This window comes from Cupriavidus sp. 86D6 (genome assembly GCF_057815095.1).
The window spans coordinates 87,925-105,962 of the sequence record NZ_JBYPSB010000015.1 but is presented as its reverse complement, the minus strand read 5'-3'; the positions used below and the strand labels follow the sequence as shown (position 1 = coordinate 105,962).

The 18,038-nt window shown below is 63.5% G+C and carries 19 protein-coding genes, 1 tRNA gene, 1 pseudogene and 1 riboswitch; of the genes and pseudogenes, 12 read left to right on the top strand and 9 right to left on the bottom strand.

Going from position 1 to position 18,038, the window contains the following annotated elements:
• Positions 1-719: 719 nt before the first annotated feature.
• The gene (locus AC3G88_RS24605) at positions 720-1,058 is read right to left on the bottom strand and encodes a hypothetical protein (RefSeq protein WP_488773945.1); all 339 of its coding nucleotides are present in this window, start codon (positions 1,056-1,058) and stop codon (positions 720-722) included.
• 330 nt (positions 1,059-1,388) lie between these two features.
• On the opposite strand from AC3G88_RS24605, the pseudogene AC3G88_RS24600 reads away from it, so the two are divergent.
• Positions 1,389-1,595: pseudogene (locus AC3G88_RS24600) on the top strand (HAD domain-containing protein); the annotation flags it as partial.
• A 58-nt stretch (positions 1,596-1,653) separates the two neighbouring features.
• Here the strand turns inward: AC3G88_RS24600 and AC3G88_RS24595 are convergent.
• Positions 1,654-1,809: a hypothetical protein gene (locus AC3G88_RS24595; protein ID WP_488773986.1), complete on the bottom strand. Its 156-nt coding sequence runs from the start codon at positions 1,807-1,809 to the stop codon at positions 1,654-1,656.
• Here AC3G88_RS24595 and AC3G88_RS24590 point away from each other — a divergent pair.
• The gene (locus AC3G88_RS24590; RefSeq protein ID WP_488773944.1) at positions 1,732-1,908 is read left to right on the top strand and encodes a hypothetical protein; all 177 of its coding nucleotides are present in this window, start codon (positions 1,732-1,734) and stop codon (positions 1,906-1,908) included. The two genes, AC3G88_RS24595 and AC3G88_RS24590, sit on opposite strands and share 78 nt — an antisense overlap.
• Here the strand turns inward: AC3G88_RS24590 and AC3G88_RS24585 are convergent.
• The 3 genes from AC3G88_RS24585 to AC3G88_RS24575 all read right to left on the bottom strand — a co-directional run bounded on the left by AC3G88_RS24585 (position 1,905) and on the right by AC3G88_RS24575 (position 3,827).
• Positions 1,905-2,234, bottom strand: coding sequence for a DUF2442 domain-containing protein (locus AC3G88_RS24585; RefSeq protein ID WP_488773943.1), 330 nt, complete (start codon positions 2,232-2,234; stop codon positions 1,905-1,907). The two genes, AC3G88_RS24590 and AC3G88_RS24585, sit on opposite strands and share 4 nt — an antisense overlap.
• 418 nt (positions 2,235-2,652) lie before the next feature.
• Entirely contained in the window at positions 2,653-3,141 is a 489-nt protein-coding gene (locus AC3G88_RS24580) for a hypothetical protein (RefSeq protein WP_488894070.1), read from the bottom strand.
• 338 nt (positions 3,142-3,479) lie between these two features.
• Positions 3,480-3,827 carry a hypothetical protein gene (locus tag AC3G88_RS24575; RefSeq protein ID WP_488773942.1) on the bottom strand — a complete coding sequence of 116 codons (348 nt, stop codon included), beginning with the start codon at positions 3,825-3,827 and terminating at the stop codon, positions 3,480-3,482.
• Between the two features lie 1,186 nt (positions 3,828-5,013).
• Between AC3G88_RS24575 and AC3G88_RS24570 the strand changes: the two genes are divergently transcribed.
• The 4 genes from AC3G88_RS24570 to AC3G88_RS24555 all read left to right on the top strand — a co-directional run bounded on the left by AC3G88_RS24570 (position 5,014) and on the right by AC3G88_RS24555 (position 7,644).
• Positions 5,014-5,304 carry a helix-turn-helix domain-containing protein gene (locus tag AC3G88_RS24570; protein ID WP_488773941.1) on the top strand — a complete coding sequence of 97 codons (291 nt, stop codon included), beginning with the start codon at positions 5,014-5,016 and terminating at the stop codon, positions 5,302-5,304.
• Between the two features lie 254 nt (positions 5,305-5,558).
• Positions 5,559-5,681, top strand: coding sequence for an H-NS family nucleoid-associated regulatory protein (locus tag AC3G88_RS24565; RefSeq protein ID WP_488773940.1), 123 nt, complete (start codon positions 5,559-5,561; stop codon positions 5,679-5,681).
• 735 nt (positions 5,682-6,416) lie between these two features.
• Entirely contained in the window at positions 6,417-7,106 is a 690-nt protein-coding gene (locus AC3G88_RS24560; protein ID WP_488773939.1) for an ArsR/SmtB family transcription factor, read from the top strand.
• A gap of 31 nt (positions 7,107-7,137) precedes the next feature.
• Positions 7,138-7,644, top strand: a complete 507-nt coding sequence (locus AC3G88_RS24555; RefSeq protein ID WP_400396325.1) for a DUF6630 family protein — start codon at positions 7,138-7,140, stop codon at positions 7,642-7,644.
• 16 nt (positions 7,645-7,660) lie between these two features.
• On the opposite strand, the gene AC3G88_RS24550 is transcribed toward AC3G88_RS24555, so the two are convergent.
• Positions 7,661-8,659 carry a LysR family transcriptional regulator gene (locus AC3G88_RS24550; protein WP_488773938.1) on the bottom strand — a complete coding sequence of 333 codons (999 nt, stop codon included), beginning with the start codon at positions 8,657-8,659 and terminating at the stop codon, positions 7,661-7,663.
• A 254-nt stretch (positions 8,660-8,913) separates the two neighbouring features.
• Here AC3G88_RS24550 and AC3G88_RS24545 point away from each other — a divergent pair, with 254 nt between their 5' ends.
• The 3 genes from AC3G88_RS24545 (at position 8,914) to AC3G88_RS24535 (ending at position 10,529) form a co-directional block, all read left to right on the top strand.
• Complete coding sequence (locus AC3G88_RS24545) at positions 8,914-9,180, top strand: PepSY domain-containing protein (RefSeq protein ID WP_488773937.1); 267 nt, start codon at positions 8,914-8,916, stop codon at positions 9,178-9,180.
• 2 nt (positions 9,181-9,182) lie between these two features.
• Positions 9,183-9,743: a cytochrome b/b6 domain-containing protein gene (locus AC3G88_RS24540; RefSeq protein ID WP_488773936.1), complete on the top strand. Its 561-nt coding sequence runs from the start codon at positions 9,183-9,185 to the stop codon at positions 9,741-9,743.
• A gap of 105 nt (positions 9,744-9,848) precedes the next feature.
• A complete protein-coding gene (locus AC3G88_RS24535) occupies positions 9,849-10,529 on the top strand; it encodes a type 1 glutamine amidotransferase domain-containing protein (protein ID WP_488773935.1) in 681 nt (226 codons plus the stop codon).
• Positions 10,530-10,564: 35 nt separating this feature from the next.
• Here AC3G88_RS24535 and AC3G88_RS24530 read toward each other — a convergent pair whose 3' ends face one another.
• Positions 10,565-11,479 carry a LysR family transcriptional regulator gene (locus AC3G88_RS24530; RefSeq protein WP_153946994.1) on the bottom strand — a complete coding sequence of 305 codons (915 nt, stop codon included), beginning with the start codon at positions 11,477-11,479 and terminating at the stop codon, positions 10,565-10,567.
• Between the two features lie 279 nt (positions 11,480-11,758).
• Between AC3G88_RS24530 and AC3G88_RS24525 the strand changes: the two genes are divergently transcribed.
• The 3 genes from AC3G88_RS24525 (at position 11,759) to AC3G88_RS24515 (ending at position 15,942) form a co-directional block, all read left to right on the top strand.
• A complete protein-coding gene (locus AC3G88_RS24525) occupies positions 11,759-13,087 on the top strand; it encodes an MFS transporter (RefSeq protein ID WP_488773934.1) in 1,329 nt (442 codons plus the stop codon).
• A 53-nt stretch (positions 13,088-13,140) separates the two neighbouring features.
• A complete protein-coding gene (locus tag AC3G88_RS24520) occupies positions 13,141-14,352 on the top strand; it encodes a M20 aminoacylase family protein (RefSeq protein ID WP_488773933.1) in 1,212 nt (403 codons plus the stop codon).
• 59 nt (positions 14,353-14,411) lie between these two features.
• A riboswitch (glycine riboswitch) is annotated at positions 14,412-14,510 on the top strand.
• A gap of 163 nt (positions 14,511-14,673) precedes the next feature.
• On the top strand, positions 14,674-15,942 hold the full coding sequence (locus tag AC3G88_RS24515) for a D-amino acid dehydrogenase (RefSeq protein WP_488773932.1): 1,269 nt from the start codon (positions 14,674-14,676) through the stop codon (positions 15,940-15,942).
• 203 nt (positions 15,943-16,145) lie between these two features.
• Here the strand turns inward: AC3G88_RS24515 and AC3G88_RS24510 are convergent.
• Both AC3G88_RS24510 and AC3G88_RS24505 read right to left on the bottom strand, forming a co-directional pair.
• Positions 16,146-16,232, bottom strand: a tRNA-Leu gene (locus tag AC3G88_RS24510).
• A 91-nt stretch (positions 16,233-16,323) separates the two neighbouring features.
• Complete coding sequence (locus tag AC3G88_RS24505; RefSeq protein WP_488773931.1) at positions 16,324-17,901, bottom strand: diguanylate cyclase domain-containing protein; 1,578 nt, start codon at positions 17,899-17,901, stop codon at positions 16,324-16,326.
• Positions 17,902-18,038: the final 137 nt, after the last annotated feature.

Genomic DNA, 18,038 nt, shown 5'->3' with positions numbered 1-18,038 from the left:
AACTTCGCTTCACAGTCTAGGGACCGGTATGAGACCCCTTTCGTAGATCCCGGCCGCTACCCATTCTGGTTACAAGAGCCAAGTTGCGCAGGCACTGCTCTACTCAACAATGGGCGCTGTTCTCGTGACACGCCGATGCTGTGCCGGCCGATCCGTCTCCTGGAGGCGCCTTCAGGTAGGCCACCAGCTGTGTCGACGTTCTTCACCTGCATGTCGCTGCGCGCCATCAGCACCTGCGGCATGGTCACCACTAGGCTCAGGCAGTCGAGCGAGGTGAACGTATCAAAGCGCAGGTTTCTTTACCGAGTAGCGAATCACCGCCTGGGATGGACTGCAACCAGCGCAAACCGGCGAGACAAGCCGGTTGCCCCCCTCCCGCCGCCCGCTGATCCCCACGAAATTGCCGCCACCCCTAAGCAGTTGGTAGCTCTCGTTGGCCGTCTATCAGTGGAAAAAGGAAACGACTTTTGATCCGTCGCTTCGCTTCTCGTCCAAAAGCCGCTGACCTTCTGCCTCTGCGGACGCCAGCAGCCGGGGGAAGAGGCTCTCAAGCGGATCATCATTGCGAAGAATCCACTGAAGCGTCCGCGTCATGCCATCGCGATCGTATCTCCTACCAACCTCGTCAAGCAGGGGTAAGGAACAGACTACGTTCCCTCCATTTGGAGTCTCCAAACTCCAGACTGCCATGACCCTGCCACCTACAATTGCAACATCTTCTAGCGATAGCACATGCCCCTGACCAATTCCGGGCGGAACGGATCCTCATGCAACATCACGTTGCCGATTTGCTCTTCGCAACTACGGATAAGTGCCGGTAGATCTGCGCCATGGTTCGCTGCCTGAGCAACCTTCGTCCTGCTTTGCTGATCAATGACACAATGCCAATCATCGTCTGCCTTGCCCCGCCATGTGGCCACGCCGGACAATTCGAGCACTTTCCTTTCCGCGACACACGCTGCAACGAAATTCAGTTCGCATCGGGAGCCGCCTCTGACCTCAACGGTAAGGACGACAAACGGGGGCAATGGTTTGGCTTCGGTCTTTGGTGCAATCATCAAACGTTCCTTAGACGCGCCCAATCGGCGCAGGACAATTCTCCCGTAGCTTTTCCCCGCCGCAACAAATCGGAACGCTTATTTTTCGGTCGCGCCTCCCGTCCCCTCTTGAACCTGACCTCACAATCCTCGTGTTGCAGCAAAACTTTCCACCACCGTTTAGCATCGCACGCGTAGGTATTGTGATAAACGCTGATATCGCAACCGCTCTGGGAGCGTCGGTCGTGACATACAGTATGGCTTAGATGTTGCGGCCCCGGGCCATCGTGTTGGCCGATCGGCGCCCCTTCTGAAGCGCCGGCGGCGGCTGTCCCACGACAACAGTCTTTTGTGAGCCACGGCCCTACCCTATTTGTTGATTTCGACGGTACTCTTTACGCTGGTAGTGCCTATCTCGACCGGGAAGGCGGCATCAGTCTGGATTCCGGACGCTCGCCCTTCGGATTTGCGCCAATCCTTGCCGGTCTCCTTAGCGCATACCCAGACGTCGAGATTGTCCCGACCACGTCCTGGTTGGACAGTCTTCCACGCGAAGTGGTCATTGCGCACCTGCCACCTGTGCTATCACAACGTGTTGTGGATACCATGGCGGCGGTCAGACCGCGCTTCGGCGCCATCCAAGATGGAACTGTGATCGCCATAATGCGCCCACGAGCATCGGCTCGCGAGTTGGTTGGCCATCGATGATTCCATCTATGGCGAACACGCCTGCAGTGACAGTGCTGATGGCGATGACGATGACGATGATCACTTTGTACTGCTGGATTCGTCACTCGGCCTCAGCGACGAGCTGGCCCAACGAAGAACTCGGCGCTGGCTCGACAAGGCCACCGCCCTGAGCAAGCTTTAGGCGCGTGGGCACGTAAGATCTCGGAACAGGCCCTCCACGCTTAGATGGACGTCCAGCGAATCGGAAATGATGGTGTCGCCCGCCGGGCTCAGCTGCAGCGCGAGCAAATCCTTGACGCTTGCCTCAGCGAGTTCCGCAATCGTCGACACTGCAATGACCACGGGCGGCAAACTTTGATCCACAAACGACAATTTCAACCACGGTGTCTCATCCCTGATGAAATACCGGACGTGCTCAAGCGCCAACGCGCTAAGTTTGGGTGACGATTGCGCGCAAACCTGATAGACGTCCGTGTCCAGCGGCGCGGTCTTTCGACGAGTGGCCATGGTCGCATTCCTCCTAACAACGATTGTGCGCCGCGACCTGCTGGCAGCAAATTTCCGTCCATGATGCTCGGGTCGCCAGTGGCATTCTTTGCGACGTGGGTGTCGACCGGTATGCTGGCGCCTGCAGCACACTCGCCACCATGCATTGCTGCGTTAATTTTCTGCAGGTTTCATCTACAATTCCTTTCCTGCCGGTCCAGTTCATCGAGTTCTGCGAAAACGTCGGCAATGTCAGTAAATTTTCCTTGCTCAATCTGCGCTTGACCCAGGAACAGGATCGTCAACAGGACGAACGCCCTCGAGTGAGTCGTGTTCCCCGCTGTATGGGAGGTTTCCCCGTCAACACACTGCGATTCCATAGAAATCTCCAACATCGTTCGCAGCTTATTGTCCAGATGCCAAGCGCTTCACCGAGCCGTCAGCGTCGCTTCATCGACTCCCGTAACCCATCCAAAGACCTCACACGGCCTTCAAGAGCATCAGTGAGGCCCTGCTCCGCGTCGCGTAGCATTAGTAGGAGCCCCCTCTCCTTGTGCTCGAGTTGCTGAGCATGGTCTCGGACTTCCAGTTCTTTTTGAGCGATCTCTTTCCCGAGTGCGATGGCACCCTGCGTACTCATGGCGCGCGTGACTCGGCGGGTTTCCCGTATCGGCACGGATGGGATAAGCCGCCAGGGCAACACGATCGCTCTCCCGACGGCAGCCAACGCCGTGTCTGGAACTAACCCTGCCGGCAGCCGCCCGCCATTTGCTCGCGTTGCCGCAATCCAGACTTCGATCACGTCGGCGCGCACATCGGCAATTGCGTGCAGAATGTAATTGACGCGTAATCGCAGGCGCCTTGCGTGTCGCCGCCGAGCACGTCGACGATTGCGCGCTGAGGCGATGTTCATCGCTGGGGCTTCCATCGCTCCTCCTCGTGTCAGAACATCCGGTGCTTGCCGAGGGACAGCCCGTGCACCGCGACAAACGTGTTGCGCGTCGCGGTAGAATCTGCATGCACAGTTTTGCTATCGCGTCAGTCCTCGTGGGTCGACTTAGATGCCAATCCTGCGAGCCGCGTTGCCACTGATGCGCGAAGTTGATCTGCCGACTTCGCCCTGGAGAGATCGACGCGCAACGCATCATAAGCGGGGTCCCCACCCGCTGGTGCAGCCAAGCGTCAACGTTTCGATCATCCGCACTCCAGACGTGACGCGCCTCACGAATGTCGTTGATTGGACATTTACCATGCGTTTCCTTTGCGTCACGGTGCTTCCGAACGCCGCCCTGCCGACGCGGCGTCATGAGGATAGCGGGCGGTGACATCGGTCCAACTCTCGACGCCGTTGACCTGACACCAGGCTTCCCACACATACCAGGCTTCCCGGGCCGAGAGACCGGACGTTTCATGTAAGACATAGATGCGTCCACTTGCCGTTTGGCACCGCATGGTGCTGGCGTCGAACCGAATGATGGCGCTACTGACCTGCCCTGCACCGGTATCAAGATCGATGCCTACCAAGTGTTCCCCACCGGCATCTGTCTGCACGATGCTCCAGCCACCCAGATGAAATGTCGGCTTACTGACCAGAGAACCGGTACCCCAAAGCATGCTTGCGTCTCCTATGTAGCATCGAACGCTGGACAATCGAGACGCAACTGCTGTCGCCCTCGTTTTCTTAGCGATCTCCACTCAAGAGATCCTTCCAGTTCCACGCATAGGCGCAGTCCCATCGGAAAGCGATCCTCGCAGATTCCCGGCACCGTGGAGTACCGGATGTTGTCGGCGAAGAACGTGCGTGCCGGCTCCGGGATCTCCCGCAGGCGGACATAGGGAATACTGGACGCACTGGGCCGGAGGATCGGCACATCTGGAACGGCCGGTCGCGGAGGCAGTTCCTTGCCGCCCGACAACGCGGCACATTAGAGCGGGCGACCGGATCCCAGATGCTTGCCGACCACCACGGGTCGCATGTCGCCTGTCTCGTGTCGGGCAGGAGGCCTTCCTCAAATAGACCCGATAATCGGCAGCCGCGCCTCCACCTGTGGCAGCAATCTCGCCGACGCCATCCGCGCCACAGGTTATCCATTTATGAAGTCAAACCAGTCCCAGGCACAAGCGTATGGGTCCGATAACCCGCTGATTACAGGACGCGCCTTGCCTTGGATGCTTCGCTCAAAATGCCTGCGTGCCGGCTCCGGAATCTCTCGCAGATGGACGAAGCTGACGCCTTCAAATCGGTGGGTCGGCGCCACAACTGGTGTCGGTCGCTTGGGCAACTCTTCTGCGCCGGACAACGCGCTCGCTAGGGACCGGGCAACCAGATCCCACACGCTGGCGGACCAACCCGGATAGTTCTCTACTGTCCCAAACGCGCCCCGCCACATCCCATCCTCAAACAAAACGACCTCGTAATCGGATAGATCTCCCGCTCGGGTCCGCTTGATATCGGCGAAAGCTATAGTAGTGCTTCGCTCCTTTTTGCCTTCCGGCCAGTGCTCAACGCTGACGCGCAACATCCCGATCCCCACGACATTCCAAGAAAATTAGAGATCACTGCCTCATCGTCCGCGGCACTCGACTAAGCCGATCAACCGAGGCATACGTGTAGCGCAGCCCTTGACCTCAAGGAAACCCAGAAAATTGATCCTTGACCGCGACGCACGTTGTCTCAACGCAGTGTCCCACTTAGCAAGTTTAGGCTTACAAGAATGAGATGTAAACTCTGTAGATTCAACAACTGTCGATTCATAGGCTGTAGATTCTAACCCCAGAGGAAGGTGATGCTTTCGGCCATATGGCCCACGACACTCACCACGACACTCAAGCGCTTCAACAGCAGGCACGCGCAAACCTATCGGCCAACATCAAAGCACTACGCGCTCAACGAAAGTGGTCGCAAGAAGCGCTCGCGGATGAAGCCAAGCTTCATCGCACATATGTGAGCCAGGTTGAACGAATGCTCGTAAACGTGTCGCTCGACAACCTTGTGTTGCTTGCAGTCGCTCTTGAGGTGTCGCTGCAGGAACTGTTCATCGAACGGCCCCACGCTGGCTCTCACAAGCCAAGGACGTCAAGGAAGGAATGACCGCTCTTCAAGTCGAACAGTGGGGAGGCAATGCGAATGAGACTCCAATATCCGGCGCTGAAACGCCGCCGAGAGCAGGTCCTAGACGAGATTGAACGCAAACGAGCGCTTGCGATTGAGGAGATTCTCAGATTGCTGAGAAGTGTGGATCGCGGACCGGAAGATCTGAAGCAGTTATTGGATAGCGACGATCGACCAGCTATCCATGTCACGGTGAACAGTCTAGAAAAGCGAAACACTCACTCAAGACGCCCGTGCTTTTCATTCACCCGGAAACGGGTCAAAGTTGGAGCGGGCGCGGGAAGACGCCCAAAGTGGCTGACCGGAAACCTGGAGCGTTGCCGAGTAGTGGGCTTCTAACGCCTCCAAAAATCTGACCTAAAATGTAGACGCTGAGGGAGCAGCCTCTGCCCGACAAGATCAGCCAATGTCTGCGCAACGTAGGTCAGCCCAAAGCCGTCCGACGGTCCAAGGGACGAGATCCTAAAGATTGGGAAGCCAGTCCTAGCTTGGGTTTCCGGCGTTATCCCAGTCTTTTCCGGAGCGCCCTCCCAACCTTTATTCCGCGCGCACAACCCCTTCAGCCCTTCACCCCTTCACCCCTTCAGAGGATTCTCGAACAGATTCATTCCTGGAATCCGCACGGGCCACTGGATACCCTCTCGGGCGTAGTCTAAAGGCGAAAGTACACAGCAATCGCAGTTCCTTACTCGGGTGCCTGTCGGCCGTAGATCACCGACAGCCCTTCGGATCTGCGCGGCTGCTGTGAATTGACTACTGTGGAGCGCACGCCATCGCACTTTACAGTCGTGGATTGCATGTCGGAAAACCATCCTTTCGTTCGCCGGACGGTAACTCACCAATGAAGGCGGGGCGAGAAGCAGGAATTTGGCGTCTGCGCCACCGTACCCCAATTACAGGCAGACCCTGCGCTGGGCCTTGCTGTCGACAGCCTAGGCCTCAAGAAGACATTTGTTATGGCAGCAATTGTATATTTAAGACGATAATTGTTATTTAAGACGATAAATGTCGTTTAAGGCGAAAATTGTCGGAGATCAGCTGCGCCACGAATTGCCTATACTTGCATCCGTCCCTTCACCCATGCATGAACTATGGAATACGCTCCAGGCATCAGCCAGCTGGCCGGCCTGCTTGCCGATCCCGGGCGCGCGGCGATGCTGTGGGCGCTGATGGATGGCAGTGCCCGGCCCGCGGGCGAGCTGGCGCTGATCGCCGGGCTGTCGGCGTCGTCCACCAGCGGCCATCTGGCACGGCTGTCCGATGGCGGCCTGCTGGCCGTGGAATCGCGCGGTCGCAACCGCTACTACCGTCTGGCCGCGCCGGAAATCGGCGTGGCCATCGAGGCGCTGGCCACGGCGTCGCTGGTCAGCCAGCCGCCACGCATGCGGACCGTGCCCGTTTCGCGCGGGACGCCGCCGGCGCTCAGGCAGGCCCGCACCTGTTATGACCACCTGGCCGGGGAACTTGCGGTGGGTCTGTTCGAACGAATGTCGCAGGCGGGATGGCTGGCCGTGGACGGCACGCGGATCGACCTGACCGGCGACGGCACGCAGGCCATGGCGCAGTTGGGCATTGACCTCGGCGCCACGCGGCGCAAGCGCCGCCAGTTCGCCTGCACCTGTCCCGACTGGAGCGAGCGCAAGCCCCATCTGGGCGGCGCGCTGGGTGCCGCCTTGCTGGAAACCATGCTCGAGAAGGGCTGGATCGAGCCTACCCAGGCGTCACGGGCATTGCGCGTGACGCCGCGGGGGCATCGCGAGATCGGGAAAGTGGCCGCATGACAGGCGTAGCCGGACCACAAAGGAGCCACAGATGGCAATAGAACTGGACGACGACGCGCAGGACGCGGTTAGCCGCCTGTTTGCGCTGATCAATCTGGGAGACACCCAGCAGACCACGCGGCATCTGGCGCTGTTCGAGGAAGCCCTGGACGACGCCGAGGAAGACGAGGCCGACGCCGAGATGCTGCTCTTCCAGATCAAGGAGATCATCGACTGGGAAGCGGGCTTCCATGTCGACTGGAAGGACGTCGAATCCTTCATCGGCTGTCTCAACCAGCTTTGCGAGCGCATCGACCTGGAGATCAACTGGGGCACCGACGACCCCGAGGACGAGGATTTCCTGGAGGGCACCAGCGTGCCCGAGCTGATGGAGCTGGCCACCGACCAGCTGCGCGTGGCCGGCTACACGCTGTGGAACTGGGATACCGGCGGCGACGCGTACGCAGGCTGGATCACGCGCAGCGAGGACGACGACGAAATGCTGGAGATTGCCGACACGCTCGGCTTCGACCTGCGCAGCGGCGACCAGCCTTACTGAATCGCGCGCCGGCCGGTCACTCCAGCGTCAGGATCGTGGGCGCGGCGTCTTCCCCGTCCGGCGCCTCGGCGGTGTCCGGCAGCAAGGTGGCTCCCAGGCGCGAAGTGGGACGGCGCGCGTTCTCCGGCACCCCCAGCGTTTCTTCCAGCGCGTTCAGGAAGGCGCGCACGCTGGCCGGCATCAGCTTGCGCGCGGGCATCAGCACATACACCTTGAGCGGCGACGACGAATAGCCGGGCAGCACGCGCACCAGCTGGCCCTGCACCAGTTGCTCGTGGACGAAGCGCGGCGACAGGCGCGTGACGCCCAGGCCATCGACCGCCGCCTTCAGCCGCACCTCGGCGTTGTGCGTGCAGATGCGCGGTGCCACATCCAGCGAAAACGTCTCCACGCCATCGCGCACGAATTCCCAGTTCGAATCGTCCAGGTTGCCCACGGTCGGCCAGCCCTGCAGGTCTTGCGGCGCGCGCGGCAGGCCGCGCTCGCGAATCAGCGAGGGCGCCGCGTAGAACGCGCGCTCGATCAGCACCACGCGCTTGCTGGCGAACGAGCTGTCATGCAGGCTCGTATCGGTCATCACGAAGGCCAGGTCGTAGCCGTGGCGGATGAGGTCGGGCTGGTCCCAGTTCATGTCCAGTTGCACGCGCAGCGACGGGTGTTGCTTGAGCAACCGGTTCACTGTCGGCGACAGATGCTGCGAACCCACCTCGTAGGGCGTGGCGATCCGGATCGAGCCGCTCACTTCGGCGCTGACCGAGGCCGCTTCGGCGCTGATCTCGCGTAGCGCGCCGAACAATGGCGCCACGCGGTCGTAGAGCTGCTGGCCGCGCTGGGTGACGCGTACACGGCGCGTGGTGCGCTCGAACAGTCGCACGCCAAGCTGGCCTTCCAGCCGCGCCACGGCGGCGCTTGCCGATGACTTCGGAACTTCGGCCAGTTCGGCCCCTTGCGTGAAGCCACCCCCTTCCACCACGCGGCAGAAGATTTCCCAGTCCTTCCAGTCAATCGTTTTCATGCGAAACCTTTCGAAGCTCGGCACCGGGAAAACCCTTACCCGATGGGCCGCGATTGTCCCACAAGACGAACAATGATGAAGTCCACGTTCAATGTAGGGATATTACGAGAACGTGACATCGACGTGACATTTTCGGCGAGTGTGCGATGGCAGGCCACGGGCATCGGGAAAACCTATATTGAGAATCGATCTCATTAGGCTCTACGATGCCTGCACCCCGCCCAGATGGGCTTATTTGTCCGAGGAGTTGAGCCATGCACAAGATCGTCGCCGCAGCCTTTGTCGGCCTGTTTTCCACTGCCGCGTTCGCAGGCGCCAAATGCGAGAAGCATCCGAAGTCCGAATGGATGCCCGAGGCCGACGCGAAAGCCAAGATCGAGGCCCAGGGCTACAACATCAAGAAGTTCAAGGTCGACGGCAACTGCTACGAAATCTACGGCACCACGAAGGACGGCAAGAAGGCCGAGATCTATTTCGATACCAAGACGCTGGACGTCGTCAAATCGGAAATCGGGAAGTAAGCATGGCCACCCCGGCGGATCGCGTTTATCCGCGCGACACGATTCGCGTCTGGGACGTGGCCGTCCGCTTCACGCACTGGAGCGTGGCGGCCATCGTCTGCTATGACCTGATCGACGACTCCGGCGACCCGTTGCACCGCATCCTGGGCTACGTGGCCGCCGGGCTGGTGCTGTTCCGCATCGTCTGGGGCTTCGTCGGCACAGAGCATGCGCGCTTCCGGGCCTGGTTGCCGCGTCCCGCCGGCGTACTGGCCTATGGCCGTGCACTGATGCGCGGCCGCGCGCCGCGCTTCGTCAGCCATACCCCGCTGGGCGCCGTGACGATGCTGGCCATGTGGGCGCTGATCCTGGCGCTGGCCGTCACAGGCTGGATGTCGCGGCTCGACCCGTTCTGGGGCGAGGACTGGCCCATCGACATTCATCGCTGGCTGTCGAATACGCTGCTCGGCCTGATTGCGCTGCATGTGGCGGCGGCCATCGCGATGAGCCTCAAGGGCCGCGAAAACCTGATCGCCGCGATGCTTACCGGACGCAAGCAGCGCGACGCCGACCCCTCGCCCTGATAACCGGAAACGTCGGGCTTTCGGAATTGCCGCGCGCTGCCTACGATGGTTGCCAACGCCGCTGCGCGTGCGTGGCCGCGGCGCCAACCAACCCGGAGAACGGCAATGAAGATCCTGATGGTGCTCACCTCGCATGACCAGCTTGGCAACACGGGCAAGAAGACCGGCTTCTGGCTCGAGGAATTCGCGGCACCGTACTACGTGTTCAAGGATGCCGGCGTCGACGTCACGCTGGCGACACCCAAGGGCGGCCAGCCGCCGATCGATCCCAAGAGCGACGAACCCGACTTCAAGACCGATGCCACGCGCCGGTTCCAGGGCGACGCGGCCGCCCAGAAGCAGCTTGCAGCCACGCTGACGCTGGATCAGGTCAAGGCCGACGACTTCGACGCGGTCTTCTATCCCGGCGGCCACGGCCCGCTGTGGGACCTGACCGAAGACAAGCGCTCCATCGCGCTGATCGAAGCCTTCGACCGCGCCGGCAAACCCATGGCCCTGGTGTGCCACGCACCGGGGGTGCTGCGCCACGTGAAGCGGGCCGACGGCGAGCCGCTGGTCAAGGGCCGCAAGGTCACGGGCTTCACCAATACCGAGGAAGAGGCCGTGCAGCTGACCAGTGTCGTGCCGTATCTGGTGGAAGACGTACTGAAGGCAAACGGCGGGCAGTTCTCGCGCACCGATGACTGGGGCAGCTACGCCGTGGTCGATGGTCAGCTGGTCACGGGCCAGAACCCCGCTTCGTCCGAAGCTGGCGCCCACGAACTGCTGAGACTGCTGAAGAAGTAGGCTTTGGCCGCCACGTCCGCGCGCCCCGTCCTGACTCAGCGTGCGCGGCGCGGCTTGGCCGCATGCCGCACCTCGCGCGTGAATTGCGCGCAGGCGTGCGTCATCAGGTCCTCGGAGCGATAGACCAGAAAAAGCTGGAAGTCGGGCAGCTCGTCGGCAATCGGCAAGCGCACCAGGGCCTCGGGGTCCAGCTTCAGCGGCCCCGTGCCGTCGAACACGTAGTTCGACCATACGCTGATCAGGTCGGTCCTGGTTGCCAGCTGCAGCCCCAGCAGGTTCGACGCGCTCTGCACGATGCGCCTGGGCATGTCCAGGCGGTGCAGGCGCATCAGGCTTGCCAGGGGGCTGCCGGGATCGTCCAGCGGGTCGAGCGTCAGCCAGTCCGCATCGAGCAGCGCACGCAGGCGTCGCGCACGGCGCAGCGGATGCCCGGGCCGCACGGCCAGGCCCATGCCCACCGAAAACAGCGGCTCCCACTGCATGCCGCCGCCACCGGGGCCGCTGTTGGTCGAGATCAGGCCAAGATCGAGCCGCCCCTCGCGCAACCCTTCCAGGATCTGCTGCGGACGTAACTCCAGCGCGCGCAGCGTCACATTCGGATAACTCTGCCGGTAGGCGGCCATTGCCTCCGGCAGCGCGCCGCTCGACGCCACGGCGGTAAAGCCGATATGCAGCTGCGCCTCGGCGTGCCCGCGAATCGACTCGATATCTTCCAGCGCGTGCCGCAGTTCCTGCTCCACCACCGTGGCGCGCCGTACCAGCGCCAGCCCATAGGCCGTCAGGCTCACCCCCCGCACCGAGCGCGACATCAGCGTCACGCCCAGTTCGCGCTCCAGCTCCGCAATGGCCTTCGACAGCGCCGGCTGCGAGGTATGCAGGCTACGCGCAGCCTCGTGGATGCTGCCGTGCTGGGCCACCGCCAGCAGCACGCGCAGTTGTTGCAGCTTCATCAGGGTTTCTCCCCACCGGCTTGCCGCCGATGCCTTGCGATGGTGCGCGCCTGCGCAATTGCCGTGCATGGCACACCGGAATGCGCCGCGTAGGTACTAGTCCTGATGGTACGTGGCCAGTGATGGTGCCGGTGATGCCATTTCGTTATCACGATGACAATAAATGATTTTCGGGGCGGCGTGTTTGCCGGAATACTGCATCGCCAAGGACGTACAACCTGAGCGATGGATGCCCGCCAGGGCTCCACGATTTCCGCAACCCAGTTCGTGGAGCCCCACATGAACGACGCCACCTTGCCCGCCGGCACGCCGCTCTCCGCTGCCAGCGTCGCCGCCCCCGCCACTTCCGTCACCCCGGCCAGGGCAAAGCAAAGCCAGTTCCGGCTGATCGCCGCATGCTCCATCGGCAATGCGCTGGAAATGTTCGACTTCACGGTCTACAGCTTCTTCTCGCTGCTGATCGGCAAGCTCTTCTTTCCGTCGGATAGCCCGTACGGGTCGCTGCTGCTGGCCGTGGCCACGTTCGGCATCGGCTTTGTCATGCGGCCGCTGGGCGGCGTACTGATCGGCAACTATGCCGACCGTCATGGCCGCAAGGCCGCCATGACGCTGACCATCGGCCTGATGGTGCTGGGCACGCTGTGCATCGCGCTGGCCCCTACCTACGCCACCGCTGGCGTGTTCGGGTCGCTGACCATCCTGGCGGGCCGGCTGCTGCAGGGCTTTTCGCTGGGCGGCGAGATTGGCGCCTCCACGGCGATGCTGATGGAAGGCGGCGACGTCAAGGGCCGCGGCTGGCGCGTGAGCTGGCAGATCGGCAGCCAGGGCATTTCCGCGCTGGCGGGCGCGGCCACGGGCGCCACGCTCTATGCCTTGCTGCCCACCGCCGCGCTGGAAAGCTGGGGCTGGCGCGTGCCGTTCCTGCTCGGGCTGCTGATCGCGCCGGTAGGTCTCTATATCCGCGCCAATCTCGACGAGACGCACGAGGCCGACGCGCATGCGCCGAGCCCGGTCGGCGAACTGTTCCGCCGTCACGCCGGCAAGGTGGTGCTGGGCATCCTGGCCGGCACCGCCGGTACGGCCACGATGTACCTGGTGGTGTTCTTCATGCCGACCTACATGATCCGCGTGCTGCATATGCCGGCGTCGCTGTCGTTCCTGTCCGGCTGCGTCACGGGCGTCACGCTGCTCGTGGTGTCGCTGATTGCGGGCACGCTGGCGGACCGCCTTGACCGCCGCAAGCCGCTGGTGGCCGGGTCGCTGCTGTTCAGCCTGCTGGCCGTCTATCCCGCGTTCTGGCTGATGAACCACTACCCGAGCGTGCCGCTGGTACTGGGCATGTCCGCGCTGCTGACCGCCAGCATCAACCTGGGCACCACGCCGCTGTTCCTGATGCTGCTGGAAATGCTGCCCGCCGGCGTGCGCGCCACGGGCCTGGCCGTGATCTACAGCGTGGGCGTGACGGTGTTCGGCGGGTCGTCGCAGTTCGTCGTCACATGGCTGCTGGCGAAGACTGGCAACCCGATGGCCCCCGCCTTCTACATGATGGCGTGCGGCGTGCTGGCCCTGGTGGCCGTGCTGCGCATCGTCGAGAAACGCGAACACTGATCCCTGTCGATATCCGTCGCGACGCCGCGAGCCTGACTTTCCGAGACCTCACCATGACCCGAGAACCGACCCTGACCCCGTTTCAGCTGCTGCCGCACCTGTTGCCTGCCATCGACACCGAGACCTTCGTCAATATCCGCCGCCAGATCCATGCGCAGCCCGAACTGGGCTTCGAGGTTGGCGCCACCAGCCGGCTGGTGGCCACGCTGCTGGAAAGCTGGGGCTACGACGTGCACACCGGCATTGGCAAGAGCGGCGTGGTGGGCCAGTTGAAGCTCGGCAACGGCACGCGACGGCTGGGCATCCGGGCCGACATGGACGCCCTGCCGATCGTCGAGGCCACCGGCCTGCCCTACGCCAGCAAGACGCCCGGCCGCATGCACGCCTGCGGGCACGATGGCCATACCGCCATCCTGCTGGCCGCCGCCCACGCGCTGGCCAGGTCGCGCAGCTTCGACGGCACGCTGAACCTGATCTTCCAGCCCGACGAAGAGAACCTGTGCGGCGCGCGCGCGATGATGGAAGACGGCCTGTTCGAGCGCTTTCCGTGCGATGCGGTCTTCGCGCTGCACAACATGCCCGGCGTGCCGGCCGGTTCGTTTCGGGTGCTGGAGGGGCCGGTCAGCCTGTCGTCCGACGTGGCCGATGTCACGATCCGCGGCGTCGGCGGCCATGGCGCGATGCCCCATCGTTCGAAGGACCCCATTGCCGCGTCGGCCGCCATCATCACCGCGCTGCAAACGGTGGTGGCGCGCAGCGTGGCGCCCGACGACACCGCCGTGGTATCGGTCGGCTTCATCCACGCCGGTGCCACGCACAACGTGATTCCGGAGGAGGTCAAGCTCGGCCTCAATGTGCGCGCGGCGCGGCCCGAAACGCGCGCGCTGGTGGAAGCCCGCATCCACGAGATTGTCAGCCTGACCGCGCAGGCCCACGGCGTGACGGCGCAGATCGACTATCGCCAGCTGACGCCGCCGATGGTCAACGCGGCCGGCCCTACCGCACTGGCTGCCGAGGTCTGCCAGGAGCTGGTGGGCGCCGAGCACGTGGTGACGCAGGCGCCCAAGGGCCTCAATGGCAGCGAGGACTTCGCCTGGATGCTCGATGCGGTGCCCGGCTGCTACCTGATCCTGGGCAACGGCGAAGGAGAATTCGGCGGCTGCATGGTCCATAACCCCGGCTACGACTTCAACGACCAGGTGCTGCCGCTGGGCGCCGCGGCCTGGGTGCGGCTGGCGCAACGCTTTCTGGTGCCTTCGGCCTGACGGCAACAAACCTGATGGCCGAATCCTTAATTTCTATGGCATAGTGGCCACCGTTGTACCCCGCGATATCGGGAGAGCCCGTCGCTGCCGCCAGGCAGCACGGCGCCGAAGGAGCAACCGCCCCGGAAACTCTCAGGCAAAAGGACCGGTATCGCCATGGAACTCTGAAGAACCCCGGCTTGTACGTCGGCCGGCGGTACCGAAGGAGCAAGCGAGCCCCGGCTCGCGAATCTCTCAGGTCAAGGACAGAGGGGGCGTCCGCGAGAAGCGCATGGTGCGCCGTGGACTGCCACCTCATGACGTCCTGAAAGACCCTTCCACATGAAAACCATTGCAGTGATCGGCGGCGGTATTACCGGCGTCACGACCGCGTACGCGCTGGCCAGGCGCGGGTTCTCCGTCACGCTGTTCGAGCGACATCGCTATGCGGCCATGGAAACGTCGTTCGCCAACGGCGGCCAGTTGTCGGCCTCGAACGCCGAAGTCTGGACGCACTGGTCCACGCTGGCCAAGGGCCTCAAATGGATGCTGCGCGCCGATGCGCCGCTGCTGGTGAATCCGCGCCCCACCTGGCACAAGCTGAGCTGGTTCGCCGAGTTCATGGCGTCGATTCCGCATTACCGCGCCAACACGGTCGAGACCGCGCGCCTGGCCATCGCCGCGCGCCAGCACCTGTTCGCCTGGGCCGACGCTGAAGGCATCGACTTCGACCTGAAGCGGCGCGGCATCCTGCATATCTATCGCAACAAGGCGGGATTCGAGCATGCCGGCCGGGTGTCGAAGCTGCTGGCCGAAGGCGGGCTGGAGCGCCACGCGGTCACGCCGGCCGAGATGCGCGACATCGAGCCCACGCTGGCCGGCGACTACTACGGCGGCTACTACACCGAGAGCGACGCCACGGGCGACATCCACAAGTTCACCAGCGGCCTGGCCGCGGCGATCCAGCGCCTGGGCGTGCACACGCTGTACAACCAGGATGTGCGCGCGGTGGCCACCACGGGGCGGCGCGCCACCGTGGTGTCGGCGGAAGACAACCTGCCCACATCGCGCGAATTCGATGGCGTGGTGGTGTGCGCTGGCGTGGCCAGCCGCGCCTTCGCCCGGCAGCTGGGCGACCGCGTCAACATCTATCCGGTGAAGGGCTATTCGATCACGGTGAACCTGAACGATGCGCAAAGCCAGGCCAGCGCGCCGACGGTCAGCCTGCTCGACGACGAAACCAAGCTCGTGACCAGCCGCCTGGGCCCAGACCGCTTCCGCGTGGCCGGCACGGCGGAGTTCAACGGCATCAACCGCGACATCCGCGCCGACCGCATCCGTCCGCTGGTCGACTGGGTGCATGCCTGCTTCCCCGGCGTCAGCACGCGCAGCGTGGTGCCCTGGGCCGGCCTGCGTCCGATGATGCCAAACATGATGCCGCGCGTAGGCCGTGGCCACGCCGCCAACGTGTTCTACAACACGGGGCACGGACACCTGGGCTGGACGCTATCGGCCGTGACGGCCGAGATGGTGGGGGATGTGGTCCGGCAGGCCGCGACGCAGGACGCGCGCGTTGCGGTGGGCCAGGGCGTGGGCGGCGTGGCAGCTTGATACGCCCGCCCTCTCCCCCGCCCCTCTCCCGCCGTGCGGGAGAGGGGAGCAAACCGCCGCCGTCGATATGCCGTTGGTGTTCTCCCCTCTCCCGCTTCGCGGGAGAGGGGTCGGGGGAGAGGGCCAGCCCGGCGAAAGCCCGGGACTGCCCTTTCTGGGCCGGAAATGAAAAAGCCCTGCTCGTTGAGCAGGGCTTTCAAAATTGGTGCCCAGAAGAGGACTCGAACCTCCACAGTGTTGCCACCGCTAGGACCTGAACCTAGTGCGTCTACCAATTCCGCCATCTGGGCTTCGTTTCGCTGCATTGCTGCGTTGAAGCGAGACGCGAATTCTACATAAGCTCTGGCGATTTGCAAGCCCTTTTTCACGGGATCGTCAAAATCAGCTGTTCTGCACCCCAAGGTACAGGCTGCCGTCAACCACGTAGCGGTTGCGCCCCGCCCGCTTGGCGCGGTACATCGCGCTGTCGGCGCGGTGCAGCAGCGGCTCCAGGCGCGGGGCTTCGGGCACCGCGCATACCGCGCCCACGCTGATCGTCACGTAGGGCTGCACGGGCGTGCCGTTGTGCGGAATGGCAAGGTCCCGCACCACCGCCACCATGCTGCGGGCGATGGCTCGCGTTTCGTCCGCCGACGAATCCGGCAGTACCACCGCGAATTCCTCGCCGCCCAGCCGGGCGCAGAACTGCGGGCCCCGCAGCACGCCAGTCAGGGCTTCGGCCACCTGGCGCAGGCAGTCGTCGCCGCAGGGGTGCCCGTACAGGTCGTTGAATTGCTTGAACAGGTCGACATCCAGGATCAGCAGGCCGATTTCCTTGTCGCGCTCATGGGCGCGTGCCACGGCGGCCAGCGATTCGCGCTGGAAGTAACGCCGGTTGGGGATGCCGGTCAGCGCGTCGATATCGAGGTCGGCCTGCACGCGCGACAGCTGCTCCGCCGTTTCGCCAAGCTGCGTAGCCAGCGCCTGTTCGCGCGACTGGTAGCGGCTGATATCGCGCATGAACACCAGCAGGCCGATCTGCTTGCCGTCCATCCGGCACACGGGCTCCACCGTCAGTTCGTAGCCCAGGCCATCGGGAATGAAGGGCGCCACCTCGTCGGGGTCGCTCAGCGCGTGGTGCCAGGCCGGCGGCGGCATCTGGCCACGGCGCAGGTCGGGCACCAGCCGGGCAGCGGCGGGATTGAACTCGACGATGCGTCCGTCGGCGCCCAGGATCGCGCAGCCCTCGCGGATCGCGTCGAACACGCGCAGCCGCGCGTAGTGGCCGGTATCGTCCAGGTGCTTGCGCAGCGCGCAGACCCACACCAGCAGGGTCATCAGCGAAAAGGTGGCCGGTGTCAGGTCGCCGCCCAGCGGGCCGGTCCAGCGGTACAGGTAGGCGATGTGCGTCACCAGCGGCAGGAGCAGCCCCGCCATCAGCACGTTGCGGCCGCGCACCGACAGCGCCGCGTTCGGCACCTCGGCGGTGGCCAGGAAATACATGCTGAGGCCCAGCATCGCGTAGGTCCAGGCGGCCACCGCGGTGTAGCCGATGCCGTGGTGAAACACCGCGCCCGGCGACACGCCCGGCGGCATCAGTTCGATCGACGTCCAGATCAGGTGGTGGCGTTCGTTGGTGAATACTAGCGCCAGCGTCAGCACCGCGAAGAACACCGGCACCCAGAGCATCGACCACGGCACGACAAAGCGTGGCCGGCTCAGGTGAACCATCGCCACCAGCCAGCCGATCGGCACGGCCACGATGCCCGCATACTGGAACTTGGCCCAGAAGATCCGGCCTGGCAGCGCCGTCTCGCTGATTTCCAGCAACCGGCCGCCGCTCCAGATGGTGACGCCCGCCGCCAGCACCAGGAATGCACGGACGGTAGGGTCATCGCGGCGCGGCCAGGCCGCGACGGCCATGCCCACACTGCACACCACGGCAATGGTCAGGCAAAGGACGAGAGGATACGATGGCATTGACGATGGGCCGAACCGGATGGCAAACCCCGTCCGGCGATGCGGGGCGAACCATTATAGGCCCGCACGGTCCGACACTGGCGCCGGGGCATACCCCGACGCTGCCCGCATCCACCGCCCTACCCGCCACCCTTCAG